Source organism: Pseudomonas sp. 9Ag (assembly GCF_902506445.1).
In the GTDB taxonomy this organism is placed as follows: Bacteria; Pseudomonadota; Gammaproteobacteria; order Pseudomonadales; family Pseudomonadaceae; genus Stutzerimonas; species Stutzerimonas stutzeri_AB.
In genome coordinates this window covers 1,751,205-1,767,967 of record NZ_LR733836.1, presented here as the reverse complement: position 1 = coordinate 1,767,967, position 16,763 = coordinate 1,751,205, and the positions used below count along the sequence as shown (strand labels likewise).

Genomic DNA, 16,763 nt, shown 5'->3' with positions numbered 1-16,763 from the left:
CTGCATGCCGCTTCTTGCTCTTTCCACGCGAGCGATATGCAGATCGCTAGGGCATGGTCCATGCAGGTCGAGCGCTTTTGCGAATGACTTGATACAAATCAGACCAGCCGTGGTGGTTATTGCGGTGATCGATGTGGATATGATCTGCCGCCCGTTTTGAGCTTCACGGGTCCTGACTGCCAACAACCTGAGATACCTGATGGAATCCCTCATCCAGCTGTTTTCCGAACCCACCACATGGGTGGCCGTGGCCACGCTGATCACCATGGAAGTGGTACTCGGCATCGATAATCTGATCTTCATATCGATCTTGACGAACAAGCTCCCAGAGCATCAGCGCGAACGAGCGAGGCGGATCGGGATTGGTCTCGCACTGATCATGCGTTTGGGTCTGCTGGGAACCGTGGCCTGGATCGTCCAACTCACCGAGCCGGTGATCGAGTTGTTCGGCAATGCGTTCTCCTGGAAGGACATGATCCTGATTGCCGGTGGTCTGTTTCTGTTGTGGAAGGCAACGAAGGAGATTCACCACAGCATGGACCCAACGCCCGGAGGGGACATGTTCGAGGGCAAGCCGCTCGGAAACGCGGTTGCGATGGGCTTCGGTACTGCGATTGCGCAGATCCTGCTGCTGGATCTGGTGTTCTCGATCGACAGCATCATCACCGCCGTGGGGATGACGGAGCATGTCTCGATAATGGTTATTGCCGTGGTCGTCGCAGTGACCGTAATGCTCGTGGCAGCCAACCCGCTAGCCAAGTTCATTAACGAAAACCCGACAGTGGTCATGCTGGCCCTGGGCTTTCTGCTGATGATCGGCATGACGCTGATCGCGGAAGGTTTCGGCGCTCATGTGCCCAAGGGCTACGTCTACGCAGCCATGGCATTCTCGGCGGGGATCGAGATGCTGAACATGCTTTCTCGACGTGCCAAGCGGAAGCAGCTCGACTCGACACAGGCCCGTTAAAGCGAACGACAGCGGCCGTCTTAACGGGTGATGGCCGCTTCGCCATCGATCAGAACGGAGATGCGGGGGAGGTGTCCTCATCGGGCCTGCCGCTCGGCGTGCACGATCGCAATGGCTAACTCCTGAGTTTGTCTTGTTGTAATTGCGGGTAACAATGCTGATTGGCCCGTGACCATTGCCAGGCCACTCAGGGGGCAAGTGATGCAGGAATGCGTTACTTGTCGACATGCGGCCCGCACCAATCTCCGCAGCCTGCATCGAACGTTGGAACCATCGACGTTCAATGCGAGGTGCTCCATGAGTATCGATCCGCTCGACAGACCCCACGACCAGCAGCCGGTGCCAGGGCAGGACCAGAACCCCAGCCATTCGCCTGAGCCTGATTTCATTACCGACAATCCTGATGTGCAGCCTGGTTCTGACCGTGGCAACGGCAGCCAACCCTCAGGCCCGACGAAGCGCCCGCCAGCTACCGACCCGAACGAGCCAGGGCTGGGCAATCCGCTGCCTTGAGTTCGTTAAGCTTCATAGCGCTGTACGGATGGAGCAGCCTTGCTCCCCTGAAGGGTGGCGAAGCCTCGGGGTCGGTTGCCCATAGGTTTTTCTTATCTAGGCCAACTCTTCGTCCTGGCACTGCGTCTTAAACGCGGCAGGTGAAGGCGGTCCGAGTCATTTTCGGAGCGTTTGTGGCCAGTGCTCTGCTGATGTCAATCGCCCGCTCTTGGGAAGAGTGACTCATCAGCAGAGGCTCTAATAGCAGGCGATGTCAGTGCGGGTTGTCCCCCGTCAAATACTTTGTAATTCATAGCCTTATGCTGGCGTCGTAGGTGGCGTCGTTGGCTCCACCGAGCGCATGTCTCAGCAATATTGGAAAAGCCGCGGCCGGCGCTGGCCGCTTGGCTAGCGCTCATGCGTGCCGACTGGTCATTGTCAACGGAGCGGTAGTGTGAGCGTCCCAGTGAGTGTCTCCTACGTATTGATTGCCTATAACGAGCCCTGGCGCGCTGACGAGCTTGCCCGCCTGGTCGCAGCACTGCGTCCAGGAATCCGTACTGTTCAGGTCAATGATGGTCAGGCGGCACTCCGGGTCTGCCGCAAGCAACCGCCGAGCTTTTTGATAGCTGACGGTGAGCTGGCGCAATTGGATGCTCGAAATCTATTGCACGAGCTGCGCAATCACCAGGCGACGCGGCTGTTGCCCGCCATAGTCATCAGCGATCGAGTGGACGGTGCAAGTGTTCGTGCGGTGCGTCCGTTGTCGCCGAAGGCCTATTTGAAAAAGCCTTATAGCTTGGGCGACTTGCGGGTTCGCCTGAACTCACTCTTGCCCGGTCCCCGTACAGTTAGCACACCGGCCGCTAACGCAACCGGGACGCTAAGCGACTTTCTAGAACGGATGCGCTCAAACAACGCCGGTGCGCCAGTTATGGAGTCGGTGCAGGTTGCTGTCGCAGCCTGCATGCAAACGGAAGACTGGGACCTTGCGGTGCTGGAATCGAAGCTATCGTCAGATCCTCAAATTACGGCTCGCCTGGTATCCATTGCCAATAGTGCTGGGCAGCACAGCGGTGCCGTGTGCAAGACGCTTGGCCAGGCTTTGCCGCGCCTAGGTGTGAAGCGAGCACTGAATCTAACGTTGCAGCTTGCAGTTCAGAATAATGCCACCTTGTCGGATCCTCGCTTGAAGCATCTGGCGGCTTCTAGCACCGATTATGCCCAACGCGCCGCAGAGCTTGCTCACTGGCTGGCAGGCAAACTCAAGCTCGACACAGAGATCTCCTACACCGCAGGACTGCTGCATAACATCGGCGAGCTTGCTCTGCTCAGAAGTCTGCAGGAATGGTTGGATAGCGGTGGTGAACTGACGGAGGACGAAATCCTCTGTGCCTTGCGCGAGCGCTCCGCCAGCTTTGGATCAGCCCTGCGGGCGCAGTGGCGAATACCGTTGCGGTTACGCCAGCTAATCGCCGCGTTCTATTCCCTGGGCGCGGAGGTCTTCACCCGAGAAGCGCTGGTTCTCAACGTGACCGGCTCATTGCTGCGCCTACCACCGTCCAATCCCATTGACGAGCTACTGCAAGACAGGGCGGTTCGACTGCTTCGACTTGATGAAGCGATCCTTGAGCGAGCGCCGCGTGAACGAGTCTGAACGCGAAGTCTGATCCATCGCCTCCGTTGCTTTGGGCGTGTGCAACTCGGCAAGCGTTAAATGAACCCGGAATAAGGCTGCAGCATTCCGGCCGAGCGTCAGGCAGAAGTAGCCTCGACGCTAGCGGCCCAGTACCGGCCTGTATTCCTTCTGCTAGCCGTGCGCCGTCACCCCTAAAATGTTTTTTGACGGTTTGACCAAGAGTGATAGCATTTTGACTCTACGGCTCTATGGTGCTGTCATTCGATAGCCCACCGGGGTTTCGCTGTCTGGATGGACGCGTACTTGCCTGACTGTATAGGCGCCGTTCTGGAGACTGAAAATTGTTGCGACATTGCTCTATCGAGGCCAAAGCCGGGCTCGTGGTTATCGTTGCGTTACTGGCAACGCTGATACCCATGTGGGTCATTCTTAACGCGTGGCTCAAACATGAAAACGAGTTGGTAGAGACAGCCGCGCGCAACGATGCGATGAACCTGGCGATAGCCTTTGAAGAGCATGTGCACAGTGTCGTCCGCTACGCCGACGCCTTGATACAGGACATGCGTGAAGAGCTGGTAGAGGACCCTGACGCGTTTCAGACGTTAGCCAAAACAAAACTTCCACGGTACGGCGCCCTGGTCGGCCAGCTCGCACTGATAGATGCAGAAGGATGGTTGGTTGGCACGTCTCTGGACTCGCTAGCCAAAAAAGTCGACCTGAGCGATCGTGAACATTTCCGCGTGCACCGAGACAATCTTGGGCAAGACCAGCTATTTGTGAGTAAACCCATCCTCGGCCGCGTGTCGGGAATTTGGTCCATACAATTGACCAGACCGGTCATCAGGGACGGGAAGTTTACCGGTGTGCTCGTTCTTTCGATTCCGGTTGCCTTCTTCACCGATTTCTACAAACAGATCAACATCGGACAGCATGGTCTGATCGCTTTGGTCGGTCTGGACCGGGTGCCACGCGCAGCGGCCTCTTCGATTAACCTGGATGCGCGCCTGGACGGGATGGTGGTGCCTGAGGATCGCCCCTATTTCGATAGCACTAAACCTGACGAAGGCTTCTATCGGGGACCGAGCGCCATTGACCAGATTACTCGCCTGACCGCATACCGCCGTCTGGAGGATGTTGGACTGATTGTTGTCGTTCAGCTGTCACCCGCCGAATACCTGTCAGCTTCTCGTGAGCGTCGTCAGTTCCTGATTTTTTGTGCTGCTGCCATCTCGGCCTTATTACTGGCCTTTGCTTCATATCTGTACTTTGCGACACGGCGTCATCTAAAAAACACAGCGGCCCTCAAGCGAGCGCATGACTCGCTGCGGCAGATCGTCAACATTGACCTTCTGACTGGAGCACGAAGCCGGCGTGACTTTCTCGAGACCTTGGAAAACGAGCTAGGCCGTGCGTTGCGCCACAACGCGCCGCTCAGCCTGGTGCTGCTTGATATCGATTTTTTCAAACGAGTGAACGATACGTACGGGCATCCGATTGGCGACGTCGTTCTGCGAGAACTGTCGGCACGGTGTAGCGCTGTTCTGCGCGCACATGATGTGTTCGGGAGGCTTGGCGGTGAGGAGTTCGGTTTGATTCTTCCTCAGACAGACAAGGAGGGCGCGCTGCTCGTCGCAGAGAAACTGCGCCTAGCTGTTGAGAATGCTGTCATTTCAACAGAGCGGGGCCCGGTGCAGATCACGATCAGCGCAGGCGTTGCGTGCGCCGAGTCGGCGGGAGAGGACTCAAGTCGTCTCGTTATCCGTGCAGACGATGCTCTCTACACCGCAAAGCAGACAGGTCGGAATCGAGTCTGTTTCGCGCCTGCTGCCGAAGGTTCTCCACCTCAACCTGAGACCGCAGGACCAGCAACAGTCTAGAGTTGCTCGGTACGCGCTTCGCTGGGCCGTTATGGTTGTACCGGTAAACGTGCCCTGACGGTGCGGTCCGGCCTAGTCGCCAACGCTTGGTGCACCCATCTGCGCGCTAAATCTGGCGTGCAACTTCCCGCACCCGCTTCGCTTTAGCCAAAAAGCAAGTTTCGTTGAGTTCGTCGCGCAGCTGCGCCAGATGCGGCGTCGCCAGTTTGACCACGTCCAGTTGGCCCAAAGCGGCCAGCCCTACGAAAAGCGCGGCGCAGCCCAGACCTTAGTGATACGAGCCGTCCGGCTTTTAATGCTGCTAACACGCGGCGAGTACATCGGCGTTCGACCCTGACCGCCATGGCTACGCGTCTGCAGGGGGCGGCTCGGCAAAACAAAAAATTCCAGCGCGCCCCATCTTTTCTCTCGTTCTGCACGCGTCATATAGCCCGGCCAAGCTTCTTCCCTTAGGCTATATGAGAATTATTATCTTCTGGCGATGGGTGAGCTCACCCGACAGGGAGTCGAGATGGGGGCGTATCTGGCTGAACTATTGGTCATCGAGGACGATCAGGTGCTGAGCGCGCAGTTGGGAGAGTTGCTTCGCCTGCAGGGGTATGCGGTGCGCTTGAGCCCGTTGGGCGAGAGTGGTCTGGCGATGGCACTGGCTAGCGCGCCGGACCTGGTTCTGCTGGACGTAATGTTGCCGGACGTGAGCGGCTTTTCGGTATTGCGTCGCTTGCGCGAGCAGCAACAGACCCCGGTGATCATGCTGACCGCGTGTGGAGCCGAGGAGGAACGTATCCGAGGCTTGCGTCATGGCGCGGATGACTACCTTGCCAAACCCTTCAACCTGACGGAATTGCAGCTGCGCATCGATGCCATATTGCGGCGCACACGCAGCGCCGATAGCAGGGCAGTCCAGCCCCCTTCGTTGAATATCGAAACGCTGGCGTTGGACAGACACACGCTACGCGCCCGCGTCGGAGAGCAGGACCTGGCGCTGACGCCCTTGCAGTTCCGGCTGCTCTGGCAACTGATGTTGCAACGCGGCGAAGTGCTGACCAAGCCGTATTTGTACCGGGTCGTGTTCGAGCGCGAGCACAGCGGCTACGACCGCAGCCTCGACATGCACATCAGCCGCATCCGCCGCCGACTGGCCGAGGCCGGGCTGGCCGCTGATCGCCTGCAGACGCTCCACGGCCGCGGTTATAGCTTCCAATGAACCGGCGATTGTTCTGGAAACTATGCCTTGGCGTCGCCCTTGGGAGTGTGGCGCTGTTCTGGGTCATCGCGCGTCTGAGCGGTCAGGCAGAGGAGCAGATGAGCTTCATCGATGCCGAGCACCAGCGCACCTTGCGTGAGTACGGCGCGCAGGCTGAGGCCTTGTACCGCGCCGGCGATGAAAAGGCGCTGCGGGAATGGTTGCAGCGGCTTCAGCAGCAAGAGCAAACCTGGGCGGCGATCATCAATCCCCAGTTACGCGCGCTTGCCGGAAGTGAACTGTCCGAGCGCTTCATGCGGGAGTTCAGCCTTGGGAGGGATCCGTCCTGGAAGATTCATCTCTACTTTCAGGAAAACCCGATCATGGATGTGCCGTTCACCGATGGACAGCTGCGTTTCCTGATCCAGCTGCCGCAGCGCATGCGTCCGGGGCATTACTGGTATCCGGCTCGGTTGTTACTCGAGCTGGTGTTGCCGCTGGTGTTGTTGGTCTGCGGCTGCTTGTTGCTATATCGCCACCTGATGCAGCCGCTGAGAAGGCTGGAGCAGGCGACCCGCCAGTTCAGCGAAGGGGACTATTCAGCTCGTGCGGGAGCGCTGTTGGGCTCGCGGCGCGATGAATTGGCTGGCGTGGCTGAAACCTTCGACGCCATGGCTGAACGCATCGGCGGTTTGATCATTGATCAGCGCCAGCGACTGGCTGAAATGTCCCATGAGCTTCGAACCCCGCTGGCACGAATCGAAATGGCGGTCAGCCTGGCGGAGCAGGGCGGCGACAGTGCTGCATTGCTGCCCCGCATTCGCCAGGATTGTTCGGCTATGCGTCGCTTAGTCGAGGATGCCCTGACCCTCAGTTGGCTGGAGACGGAGCGGCCAATGCTGCGTGACGAAACGCTGGATCTGACGGACTTGCTGGACAGCATTCTCGATGATGCACGCTTCGAATATCCGGATCGCCAAATCGAAACGCAGCTACCCGCCGAAGCAGAGCTGGTTGGCAGCTGCCACCGCTCGCTTGGCCAAGCGGTCGAGAACATCGTGCGTAACGCACTCGATCACACGCCGCCGGGCAAAAAAGTATGGGTTCAACTTCAGGCCGAAGCCGAAAGGTATCGGCTGGACATCATTGATCAGGGGCCGGGCGTACCACCGCCGTGGCTTGAGCGTATTTTTCAGCCGTTCGAGCGCGTCAGCGATGACCGCCCAGGTTTTGGTCTGGGGCTGGCTTTGGCCCAACGACAGATTGGTGCGATTGGCGGGCGTCTGGCAGCGACAAACCACGAGTAAGGCGGGTTGTGCATGACGATCTGGCTGCCTCGCACCGCGGACACAACGTAACAGTTGTAAAAGTGATACGCGCTAACTGTATTGTGGGTGAGAATCGTTAATACGAAACGTTCGCATTAATGGTCCGAGGTTCTTCATGCAACACTGTCCTATCCCGCTATCGCTTCTCGGTTCGCTGTCGTTTGCTGCGCTGATGGTCGCCATGCCCTGCCAGGCACAAGCGCAGACCAAGGAGCCATTGGAACTGAGCGGCAGCGAGGTAACTGCACGCCACATACAAGGCGACAGCGTCGAAGCCGAACAGCTAGAGCATTATCAAGCGGCTGACCTACAGGATGTATTCGAGGCCAGCCCCGAGGTGTCTGTCGGTGGCGGCCCCGGTGTGGCTCAGAAGCTTTACCTGCGGGGTCTTGAAGATACGCTGTTGAACATCACAATCGACGGCGCCAACCAGCCGGGCCAGACCTTCCACCATACCGGTCGTATTGGAATAGAGCCGGAGCTGCTCAAGCGTGCCGAGGTCCAGCCCGGCACCGGCGACGCAACGGCAGGGCCGGGCGCCCTGGGCGGCTCGATCCGTTTCGTGACCAAAGACCCGGACGACCTGCTGCGTGCGGGGGAGCGCGTCGGCGCGTTAGTCAAAGGGACCTACTTCAGCAATGCCGAAGGCTACAAGACCAGCACCAGCCTGTTCGGTCGGTTCAACGATGCGTGGTCTGCCATGGCGGTCGCAACCTACCAGGACCAGAACGACTATGAGGACGGCAATGGCCAGGATGTGCTTGGTACCGGAGCGCGCCAGAAGCTGGGGTTCGCCAAGCTGGTAGGGCGACTGACGGATGAGCAGACGTTGCGCCTGTCCTATGAGCAACGTACCGATGAAGGCGAACGCAGCCAGCGTCCTCAGTGGATTCCAAGCGGCTTCAATCCTTTGTTTCCGCTGGAGACGGAGCGCGAGACCCTGACGTTGAATTACGGCTGGAACCCGCAGAACAACGACCTGCTCGATGTCGAGGTAACGACCTACCATACCTCTACTGAGCTCCAGCAAGACGGCCGCTATGGGTTGTACATCGGTGACACCACCAGCGCCGGGCTGGACCTGCGCAACACCAGCGAGCTGGGCGCCCATCGGTTGACCTACGGGGTCGACTACCGAGATGACCGGACTCGGCTGGGGCCGGAGGGTGACCGAGATCTGGATGAGGAAACCGGCGATGTGCTGGGCTTCTATCTACAGGACAGCTATCAGGCTACCGAAAAGCTACTGCTCGGCATGGGCGTGCGCTACGACCGCTACCGCCTCGACGACCGCGACGGCCAGGGTTTTTCGGACGCCGGCTTCAGCCCCAACGTGAGTCTTCGTTATCAGCTGACTCCGGAACTGGCCCTGCTTGCCAGCCATGCGCAGGCGTTACGTGGGGTGCAGGTACGTGACGCGTTCAAGCTCGACGCCTCTGGCAACGATCCGGAACTGGACGCCGAAAAGGCTCGAACCAATGAGGTCGGATTCGAATATCGCCAGGGCGGGCTGGAGCTGTCCGGGCGGGTCTATGACACCCGCGTGCGTGATGCGATCTACGATCCGAGCGGCCGTCCCAACCTTTACGTCAATGGCGGGACGCTACAGACCCAGGGTGTGCTGCTGCAGAGCGCCTACTACTGGCAGCAGCTGAGCGTCGGGCTGAGCTACCACCACAACGATACCGAGCTGGACGGTGAGCCGCTGAATGTCTACGAGCACAATGGACTGGGCACGACACTGGGCGTCACCTGGACCGGTTTCGCCGATTACCGCGCGACCGACAGGTTGAGTTTCGGCTGGCAGGGCCGCTTTGTTACCGCTGTCGATTCGCTGCGTACGGGCGTAGGCACCATCGATAAGGACGGTTACGCTGTGCACGATCTCTATGCTCAGTGGGCGGCGTTGAGCGACGACCGGCTCGTCTTCAACCTGACGCTTAAGAACCTGTTCGACAAACAGTACCTGGACCACGCCAGCAACGAAGACTTCGAGAATATCCCGGGTTACGAAGGTGTTCGAGGCAGTTACGAGCCAGGCCGTGAACTGCGACTGGGAGTCGCGCTGCGTATCTGAGAAGGGTTCAAACGAAGAAAGGAGTGTTGCCGGCATCAGGTGCCGGCAACTTTATCTGATTACGTCAGCCTGCCCGGCGCTGGAGATGGTGGTCGTCAGGTAGCTGATGTGGCGCCGACAACCGCGACTCAAGTTTCTGGACGAATGCTCGCGCCTCGGACTCACTGCGAAACGTCACTTTGTTTCGGTTCATGCGAACCTCCCAGCTGCTGCCTTCGAATGACGTAAGCGGTCGGACTTGGATATCCATGATGCCTCCGGGGTCTGGAAAAGACAGACGAACGCTAGTCCTCAGTCCGCTACCCGTCAATTTGCATCATTGACGCAGTAATCAGCCGCTTCGGAATTTCAATGGCGTGGACCGCTAGCCGCCCATCCGCGCGCTGATCTTGCGTGCAACTTCCCGCAGCCGCTTCGCCGCGTCGCCGTCCGCTTCAGCCATGAAGCCAGGCTCGCCGCCGACAATGGTGATGACGCCTGCCAATCGCTGATCGCCACTGAACAGCGGCGCTGAGAGTGCGTTAACGCCGGCCATCAACAGACCGTGCACAGGCTGGATGTGGGTGCGTTGCAGTTCGCTCATGGTGTGCAGCAGCGCATCAGGAGTGGGGGCCGAGGGAAGCTTTTGTTCCGCTTCGCGCAGTTGTGCGGTTTCGGCATTGGGCATGAACGCGTTGAACACAAGCCCGGTGGAGGAGCCCAGCAGGGGTAGCACCGAGCCCACCTGCGTCACCAGCGTCACGGCACGCACCGCCTGCTCGACATGCACGACGGCCGGGCCGCGGTTGCCCCATACCGCCAGAAAGCAGGTTTCGTTGAGTTCATCGCGCAGCTGCGCCAGATGCGGCGTCGCCAGTTTGACCACGTCCAGTCGGCCCAAAGCGGCCAGCCCTACGAACAGCGCGGCGCGGCCCAGCCCGTAGTGGTTGGTCAGCGGATCCTGTTCGGCGAAACCGCTGGCCATCAGTGCCTGCAGATAACGATGAACCTTGCTGGCGGGCATGCCGACGTGCTCGGCCAGGCGCGACAAGGAGGTCGCCGGGGCCAATTCGGCCAGCGCCGTGAGGATGTCCGTGCCTACCTCGGCGGCCTGCACTTTCTGTCGACGTGGCGTCGTGTCCGCGTTGCTGTCTGCCATGGTTTCCAATGCCCGTTGTGCCGGCCTGCTTGAATAAGGCGCTGTTTATAGCTTGACGCCCCAGTGAGTTCAAATTACTTTTTGCGTAAACGCATTACGCAAAATGAGAGATAGCTATGCAACCACAACAACAAATGGGCGAAACCTCTCGATATTTGTCCGGCTTCGGCAACGAATTCAGCAGCGAGGCCCTGCCAGGCGCACTGCCGGTCGGCCAGAATTCACCGCAGACGGTGCCCTACGGGCTGTATACCGAGTTGCTCTCCGGCACTGCTTTTACCGTGGCACGCAGCGAAGCAAGGCGGACCTGGCTATACCGCATTCGGCCCTCGGCCAATCACGGGCAATACCTGCGCCTGGAGCGGCAGCTGAACAGCGAGTTGGGGCCGATCACACCCAACCGACTGCGGTGGAATCCTGAACCCATTCCCGAGAGCGCGACTGATTTTCTCGACGGGCTGACGTGCGTAGTCGCCAACGCCGAGCCCAGTCAGCCTGCCGGGGCGAGCATCTACCGCTACGCAGCCAATCAGTCGATGGAACGGGTGTTCTTCAACGCAGACGGCGAGCTCTTGATCGTGCCGCAGTTGGGTGCGCTGAAACTGGTTACCGAATTGGGCGTGCTGGAGGTTGCACCGCTTGAGATCGCGGTGATCCCGCGCGGCATGCGCTTTCGGGTCGAGCTGCTGGACTCCACTGCGCGTGGCTACGTCTGCGAGAACCACGGATGTGCGCTGCGCCTGCCGGACCTCGGACCGATTGGCAGCAATGGCCTGGCTAACCCGCGCGACTTCCAGACGCCGGTGGCGCACTTCGAAGAGCGCGACGAGCCGGTGCAGCTGGTACAGAAGTTCCTCGGCGAGCTCTGGTCGACCGAGCTGGATCACTCACCGCTGGATGTGGCCGCCTGGCATGGCAACAACGTGCCGTACAAGTATGACCTGCGCCGCTTCAACACCATCGGCACGGTCAGCTTCGATCATCCCGATCCGTCGATCTTCACCGTGCTGACCTCACCCAGCGCGGTTCACGGGATGGCCAATATCGATTTCGTGATTTTCCCGCCGCGCTGGATGGTGGCGGAGAACACTTTCCGTCCGCCGTGGTTCCACCGCAACCTGATGAACGAGTTCATGGGCCTGATCGATGGCGCCTACGACGCCAAGGCTGACGGCTTCCTGCCGGGTGGCGCCTCGTTGCATAACTGCATGAGCGCGCACGGCCCGGACCACCTGTCGACCGAACAGGCGATCAAGACCGAACTCAAACCGCACAAGATCGAAAACACCATGGCCTTCATGTTCGAGACCGGCCAGGTGCTTCGCCCCACACGCCAGGCGCTGGAAAGCTCTCTGCTGCAGACTGAATACGACAGCTGCTGGGCCGGCCTGGCCAAAACTTTCGACAAGAATCAGAAATGACAGGACGGCACAGACCATGACCGTACAAAACGATCAACGCAGCTGGGTCGAGTCGGCCAATGGCCATTCGGACTTCTCCCTCGCCAACCTGCCGCTGGGCGTGTTCAGCCGTGACGGCGACCAGCCACGCGGCGGCGTCGCCATTGGTGATTTCATCTTTGATCTGAGGGCTGCCTGCGAAGCCGGCCTGTTCGATGGTCGAGCGCTGGAAGCGGCAAAGGCGGCCAGCGGCAGCAGCCTCAATAGCTTCTTTGCGCTTGGAGCCCCAGCACGCCAAGCGCTGCGCGGCGTGCTGCAGGATCTGCTCGGCAAGGGCGCTGCTCAGCGTGAGCGTCTGCAGGGCTTGGGCGAATCATTGCTGCAACCCATGGAGCGCTGCCAGATGCATCTGCCAGCCAAGGTGGGCGACTACACCGACTTCTATGTCGGCATCCACCACGCCAACAACGTCGGCAAGCTGTTTCGGCCGGACAACCCCTTGCTGCCAAACTACAAGTACGTGCCCATCGGCTATCACGGCCGCGCTTCGACTATTGAGGTGTCCGGTGTGACAGTCAAACGCCCCAATGGGCAGACCTTGCCACCTGGTGCCAGCGAGCCGAGCTTCGGGCCCAGCAAGCGGCTCGATCACGAGCTGGAGCTGGGCATCTGGATCGGGCCAGGCAACGCGCGTGGTGAGTCGATCCCGATCGGTGAAGCGAGCAGCCATGTCGCCGGTTTCTGCCTGCTCAACGACTGGTCTGCACGTGATCTACAAGCCTGGGAATACCAGCCACTGGGCCCGTTCCTGTCGAAGAGCTTTGCCACCAGCGTCTCGCCATGGGTAGTGACGCCTGAAGCACTTGAGCCTTTCCGCTGTGCGCAACCCAAGCGTGCCGAAGGCGATCCGCAGCCGTTGCCGTATCTATTCGATGAGCAGGATCAGCAGCAGGGGGCGCTTGATATCGAACTTGAAGTGTTGCTGCTGACTGCGGCCATGCGCGACAAGGGTCAGCCAGCGCAGCGCATCGCTTTGAGCAGCACGAAGAACATGTACTGGACCGTGGCGCAGATGGTCGCGCACCACAGTGTCAACGGCTGCAGCCTGCAGCCTGGCGATCTGTTTGGCTCCGGCACCTTGTCCGGTAGCAGCCCTGAAAGCCTTGGCAGCCTGCTGGAGATCACTGCGGGCGGCAAGCAGCCGTTGGAACTGTCCAGTGGCGAAACCCGTACCTTCCTGGAAGACGGTGACGAGATCATTCTCAAGGCGAGGTGCCGTCGGGATGAGCAGTCATCTATCGGTTTTGGCGAGTGTCGCGGGCGGGTGATGCCGGCCTGATACTGAGAGCAGTGAGCAAAAAGCCCGGGCATGTTCAGACAGCCCGGGCTTTTATATTTCTATAACCGCCAATCAGGGCACCTTGGCGGTTTCCAGGGATGGTGACGGCATAGGCGCCATTGCCGTGTCTCGCATTTGTTCGGCCAAGGCTGCTGTGAAGTCATGGACAACGGACCAGCGCATATGAACCGCGTCGACAAAGGAGGTGACCGGCGTGCTCCAGTCCTTGTCCGCGTTCCAGTAGGTCCCACCGGTGGCGCTGAGGGTGTCCATGATTCGCTTGTCGAAGTCGGCCATGAAGGTGCCGTCCGGATCGTATTTTTCCTTCCACTTTGGATGCAGGGGCGTGGAGACAACCATCAGCTCACGGCCTTCTTGGGCCAGGCGCGCGCTCATCCCCTGAAGTGCTTCGAAACAACTGGAATCGAGCGGGTCCGGGCGGCCATAGAGCAGCTCGCGCGTATTGCGGGTGTCCAGCGGGCCGTCGCCGAAGCGATTGAACACCAGCGGGTCCCATTCAATCTCGCCCGCGCGCTGCGCTTTGACCGTCAAGGCATTGCGCGCCAACGACTTCGGCGAGAAATAACGCATGTAGTGTCCCCAGGGTGAGGCGTTTTCGTAGACGTAAGGGTCGACGTGCTCACGGTTGAACACTGCGGTAGGTACGCGCCAGCAACCGGCGAAATCTTGTGGGTCGGCAATCATCACCACGCTCTGAATGCTCGGCTGACGGTCGAGCAGCCAGTGCCCCACGTAAGTCGACTGGTTGGCGAACAGCCCACAGAATGCGCCGTTCATCGGCCGCACCTCTGGTAATGCCTCGGTCAGGACGTTGCCGTCCACATGGCGCCAGGCCACGGAGGAGCCGATGATCAGCAGATTCGGCGACTGAATCGGGTTCTCGCGCATGAAGTTGAGCTTTTCGTCAGCGCAGGAAATGTTGGAGAACGCGGGAGGCGGCAGGTTGCCGGTCCGATCCAGCGCCAACAGCGTCAGGCAGAACATCGCCAGCGCACCGAACAGCCCGGCAAACAGCGACAGCAGATACCGCGAACGCACCCGGCCCGGCGCGCGGGCCGTGATGCCTGCATCCTGCTCGGCATGGCTCCCGTCCTTGGGGACATCTGCTGTCTGGATCATGATTTATTTTCCCTCCAGCTTGGCGCTGATGGCCTGTGCGAAATGACCGACGTTGCGCAGCGACTCCAGCTCCGCCGTCCGAAACTTGATGCCGAAGCGCTGTTCGGCCGCAACCGTGAGCATGACGTGGGTCTGACTGTCCCAGCCCTCGATATCGTTGGCGGTCATTTCCGGGGAAAGCACAATGCTGTCGTCGTCGAACACATCGTGGAAAACCGGGGTGAGCTGCTTGAGTACTTCTGCTTCGGTCATGCCAATACCTCGATGAAATGGCGGGGTGTGCGGGGGGATTTGAGTTCGCAACGCCAGAAGGTCGCGTCTGGCTCGCTGTCGGAAAGCGCCGGATGCTGAACGAAGCCCAGCCGGGGGAAATGCTCCGCGACCATGCCGTTACGTTCGGTCGGGCGGTACTCACCGATCAATGCGCGATAGCCGGCAGCGGTGGCCGCGGCAGCCAGCACGTCGAGCACAGCGTCTTCGACCTGACGACCCAGCACGCGGCAGCTCATCAGCCAGCTGTCGATCAGCAGTTCGTCACTGGCCACGGCCGCATCCGGGCGCGCCAAGACAACGCTGATCAGACCGTTGTCGCCAAACTTGTCAGCCAGGCGGATTGCCAGGGCGACCGCCGCCGGGTCGCTGGCGATGCGCTCGACCTCCGCCTCGCTGTAACGGCGAGTGGTGAGGTTGAACTGGTTGGTCTTGTTGATCAGCTGCGTGCTGCGGGCCAGTTCGGCGGCGCCGATCGGGGTGGCGGTGAGCACCATCTCCAGTCCGCGCAAATAGCCTTCCATGTCGGTGGCCTGGCTCATTGCCGCTTTGCGCTCGGCATTCAAGGCATAGTTGCGCCCACGGGTGGCATCGTCGGAGGTAAAGGAGACGGCTTCGAAGTAGCCGGCGGCGGCTACGCGAGCAGGGTAGTCGGCTACGTCGTCCGGCAACTCCGGTACGGCGACTTCCGGCAGCTCGCGCCGCACGATGTCTCGCTCGGCCGGGTTGTCGTCGACGAACACCAGGCTGTCGAGGCCAATGTCCAGCATCGAGGCGATGCGTCGCAGGTTGCCGGCCTTGTCTTCCCAGTTGGCGACAAAGGCGGCGATGTCACTGCGCTTGAGCGCCATTTCCGGGTGATTGAACGCTGCCTCGGCCACACTCAGATCATTCTTGCTGCACACCGCGAGGATGATGCCGCGGCGCGCCAGTTGTGCTGCATAGCGCTGAAAGGCGAGAAAAGCTTCGCCACTGGGCGAGCCCTGGCCGAGATGGATACCCTCGACGCCATCGTCGCCGACCACGCCGCCCCACAGCGTGTTGTCCAGATCCAGCACCAGACACTTGCGCGACAGGCCGGCGCTGGCTGCGGCGATGCGCGCCAGCTGGTCGCCATACTGCGGCGCCAGGTTCGGGCTGACCAGTTGCTTGGCCTGGTGCCAACGCACCGGTTCGGCCAGACCGTCGCCGTAGCTGCCGCGAGCCGCTTCCCAGGCCAGATCCATCAGCAGCACGCCGTCTTCACGGGCCGCGGCACGAATGGCCGCATTGAGGCGATCGATGAGAGCGCAGGGCGAGGCTGGGACCAGCGCTTCGAACGAGCCGAAAATCGGAGGGTCGGCAGGCACGATGGTTTGCTGAACGACCTGTGCGGCATAGCGCTCACGTGCCCGGCGCCAGAGCAGGCGCAACTCGTCGACACGCTCGGCCACTGCAGCATCAACGTCTTGCTGCGAGGCTTCGAGTGGCAGCTGCAAGGGTGCATCTCTGGCATCCAGGGCCAGGACGATCAGCTGCGGAGCAAAGCTGGCGAGCTCAGGATCGTCCATCAACAAGGCCTGACGGTACATGCCATACGGCGCGACGTGCACCGAGAGCGCCAGCCGGCGTTGCAGGCCCGCGACGCGAATGGCTGGCACCAGATGATCCACGGTATGCGACGACAGCAGGGCGATGCGCAACGGCTGCAGCCCGCTGACCGAGGTTTCACCGTTTGCCAGTGCGCGCAGACCCTCGCTTGCAAGCCGATCCAGCCGGGTGGTGAGGGTGAAGTCGCGGCGGTACCCGGCGAGCTGCGCGGCCAGACCCAGGCGAACCAAGGGGTCGGCTTCCCGTTTGGCCTCGCCGATGGCGGAGCCAAGATCCGGGTGCTGCGCTAACCAGAGAAGCTGATCCATTTAGCGTGTCAC

Annotated in this window: 14 protein-coding genes and 1 pseudogene; 9 read left to right on the top strand and 6 right to left on the bottom strand. The window is 60.4% G+C overall.

Annotated elements, in window-relative coordinates:
• Positions 1-199 precede the first annotated feature (199 nt).
• The 4 genes from ALTERO38_RS07735 (at position 200) to ALTERO38_RS07720 (ending at position 4,975) form a co-directional block, all read left to right on the top strand.
• On the top strand, positions 200-967 hold the full coding sequence (locus ALTERO38_RS07735) for a TerC family protein (protein WP_148926026.1): 768 nt from the start codon (positions 200-202) through the stop codon (positions 965-967).
• Positions 968-1,264: 297 nt separating this feature from the next.
• A complete protein-coding gene (locus tag ALTERO38_RS07730; protein WP_102838220.1) occupies positions 1,265-1,480 on the top strand; it encodes a hypothetical protein in 216 nt (71 codons plus the stop codon).
• Between the two features lie 433 nt (positions 1,481-1,913).
• Positions 1,914-3,116 carry an HDOD domain-containing protein gene (locus tag ALTERO38_RS07725; RefSeq protein ID WP_159967892.1) on the top strand — a complete coding sequence of 401 codons (1,203 nt, stop codon included), beginning with the start codon at positions 1,914-1,916 and terminating at the stop codon, positions 3,114-3,116.
• A 323-nt stretch (positions 3,117-3,439) separates the two neighbouring features.
• Entirely contained in the window at positions 3,440-4,975 is a 1,536-nt protein-coding gene (locus ALTERO38_RS07720; RefSeq protein WP_306109785.1) for a sensor domain-containing diguanylate cyclase, read from the top strand.
• A gap of 145 nt (positions 4,976-5,120) precedes the next feature.
• Here the strand turns inward: ALTERO38_RS07720 and ALTERO38_RS21490 are convergent.
• A pseudogene (locus ALTERO38_RS21490) lies at positions 5,121-5,243 on the bottom strand (IclR family transcriptional regulator); the annotation flags it as partial.
• Positions 5,244-5,486: 243 nt separating this feature from the next.
• Here ALTERO38_RS21490 and ALTERO38_RS07715 point away from each other — a divergent pair.
• The 3 genes from ALTERO38_RS07715 to ALTERO38_RS07705 all read left to right on the top strand — a co-directional run bounded on the left by ALTERO38_RS07715 (position 5,487) and on the right by ALTERO38_RS07705 (position 9,566).
• Entirely contained in the window at positions 5,487-6,182 is a 696-nt protein-coding gene (locus ALTERO38_RS07715; protein ID WP_102838222.1) for a response regulator transcription factor, read from the top strand.
• 8 nt (positions 6,183-6,190) lie between these two features.
• Positions 6,191-7,468 (top strand): sensor histidine kinase, encoded by a 1,278-nt coding sequence (locus ALTERO38_RS07710; RefSeq protein ID WP_256663815.1) that lies wholly within the window; start codon positions 6,191-6,193, stop codon positions 7,466-7,468.
• Positions 7,469-7,604: 136 nt separating this feature from the next.
• Positions 7,605-9,566, top strand: coding sequence for a TonB-dependent receptor domain-containing protein (locus ALTERO38_RS07705; RefSeq protein WP_159967890.1), 1,962 nt, complete (start codon positions 7,605-7,607; stop codon positions 9,564-9,566).
• A gap of 64 nt (positions 9,567-9,630) precedes the next feature.
• On the opposite strand, the gene ALTERO38_RS07700 is transcribed toward ALTERO38_RS07705, so the two are convergent.
• Together ALTERO38_RS07700 and ALTERO38_RS07695 are read right to left on the bottom strand one after the other, a co-directional pair.
• A complete protein-coding gene (locus tag ALTERO38_RS07700) occupies positions 9,631-9,816 on the bottom strand; it encodes a hypothetical protein (protein ID WP_159967889.1) in 186 nt (61 codons plus the stop codon).
• A gap of 114 nt (positions 9,817-9,930) precedes the next feature.
• Positions 9,931-10,704, bottom strand: coding sequence for an IclR family transcriptional regulator (locus ALTERO38_RS07695; protein WP_159967888.1), 774 nt, complete (start codon positions 10,702-10,704; stop codon positions 9,931-9,933).
• Positions 10,705-10,838: 134 nt separating this feature from the next.
• Between ALTERO38_RS07695 and hmgA the strand changes: the two genes are divergently transcribed.
• Positions 10,839-12,125, top strand: coding sequence for a homogentisate 1,2-dioxygenase (hmgA, locus tag ALTERO38_RS07690; protein WP_178114634.1), 1,287 nt, complete (start codon positions 10,839-10,841; stop codon positions 12,123-12,125).
• 16 nt (positions 12,126-12,141) lie between these two features.
• Positions 12,142-13,443 carry a fumarylacetoacetase gene (gene fahA, locus ALTERO38_RS07685; RefSeq protein ID WP_159967886.1) on the top strand — a complete coding sequence of 434 codons (1,302 nt, stop codon included), beginning with the start codon at positions 12,142-12,144 and terminating at the stop codon, positions 13,441-13,443.
• 72 nt (positions 13,444-13,515) lie between these two features.
• On the opposite strand, the gene ALTERO38_RS07680 is transcribed toward fahA, so the two are convergent.
• Genes ALTERO38_RS07680 through ALTERO38_RS07670 form a run of 3 tightly spaced genes read right to left on the bottom strand, consistent with a single transcriptional unit; the run spans position 13,516 to position 16,751 of the window.
• Complete coding sequence (locus tag ALTERO38_RS07680; RefSeq protein WP_256663814.1) at positions 13,516-14,583, bottom strand: hypothetical protein; 1,068 nt, start codon at positions 14,581-14,583, stop codon at positions 13,516-13,518.
• A gap of 3 nt (positions 14,584-14,586) precedes the next feature.
• Positions 14,587-14,835, bottom strand: a complete 249-nt coding sequence (locus ALTERO38_RS07675) for an acyl carrier protein (RefSeq protein WP_159967885.1) — start codon at positions 14,833-14,835, stop codon at positions 14,587-14,589.
• Positions 14,832-16,751, bottom strand: a complete 1,920-nt coding sequence (locus ALTERO38_RS07670) for an HAD-IIIC family phosphatase (protein WP_159967884.1) — start codon at positions 16,749-16,751, stop codon at positions 14,832-14,834. The genes ALTERO38_RS07675 and ALTERO38_RS07670 overlap by 4 nt, the downstream gene beginning before the upstream one ends.
• Between the last annotated feature and the right edge of the window lie 12 nt (positions 16,752-16,763).

What these genes read in the sequence shown, in the direction of transcription:
- ALTERO38_RS07670 (WP_159967884.1), bottom strand. Translation starts at nt 16,751, where the DNA reads ATGGATCAGCTTCTCTGGTTAGCGCAGCACCCGGATCTTGGCTCCGCC.
- ALTERO38_RS07715 (WP_102838222.1), top strand. Translation starts at nt 5,487, where the DNA reads ATGGGGGCGTATCTGGCTGAACTATTGGTCATCGAGGACGATCAGGTG.
- ALTERO38_RS07695 (WP_159967888.1), bottom strand. Translation starts at nt 10,704, where the DNA reads ATGGCAGACAGCAACGCGGACACGACGCCACGTCGACAGAAAGTGCAG.
- fahA (WP_159967886.1), top strand. Translation starts at nt 12,142, where the DNA reads ATGACCGTACAAAACGATCAACGCAGCTGGGTCGAGTCGGCCAATGGC.
- ALTERO38_RS07700 (WP_159967889.1), bottom strand. Translation starts at nt 9,816, where the DNA reads ATGGATATCCAAGTCCGACCGCTTACGTCATTCGAAGGCAGCAGCTGG.
- hmgA (WP_178114634.1), top strand. Translation starts at nt 10,839, where the DNA reads ATGGGCGAAACCTCTCGATATTTGTCCGGCTTCGGCAACGAATTCAGC.
- ALTERO38_RS07735 (WP_148926026.1), top strand. Translation starts at nt 200, where the DNA reads ATGGAATCCCTCATCCAGCTGTTTTCCGAACCCACCACATGGGTGGCC.
- ALTERO38_RS07675 (WP_159967885.1), bottom strand. Translation starts at nt 14,835, where the DNA reads ATGACCGAAGCAGAAGTACTCAAGCAGCTCACCCCGGTTTTCCACGAT.
- ALTERO38_RS07730 (WP_102838220.1), top strand. Translation starts at nt 1,265, where the DNA reads ATGAGTATCGATCCGCTCGACAGACCCCACGACCAGCAGCCGGTGCCA.
- ALTERO38_RS07705 (WP_159967890.1), top strand. Translation starts at nt 7,605, where the DNA reads ATGCAACACTGTCCTATCCCGCTATCGCTTCTCGGTTCGCTGTCGTTT.
- ALTERO38_RS07680 (WP_256663814.1), bottom strand. Translation starts at nt 14,583, where the DNA reads ATGATCCAGACAGCAGATGTCCCCAAGGACGGGAGCCATGCCGAGCAG.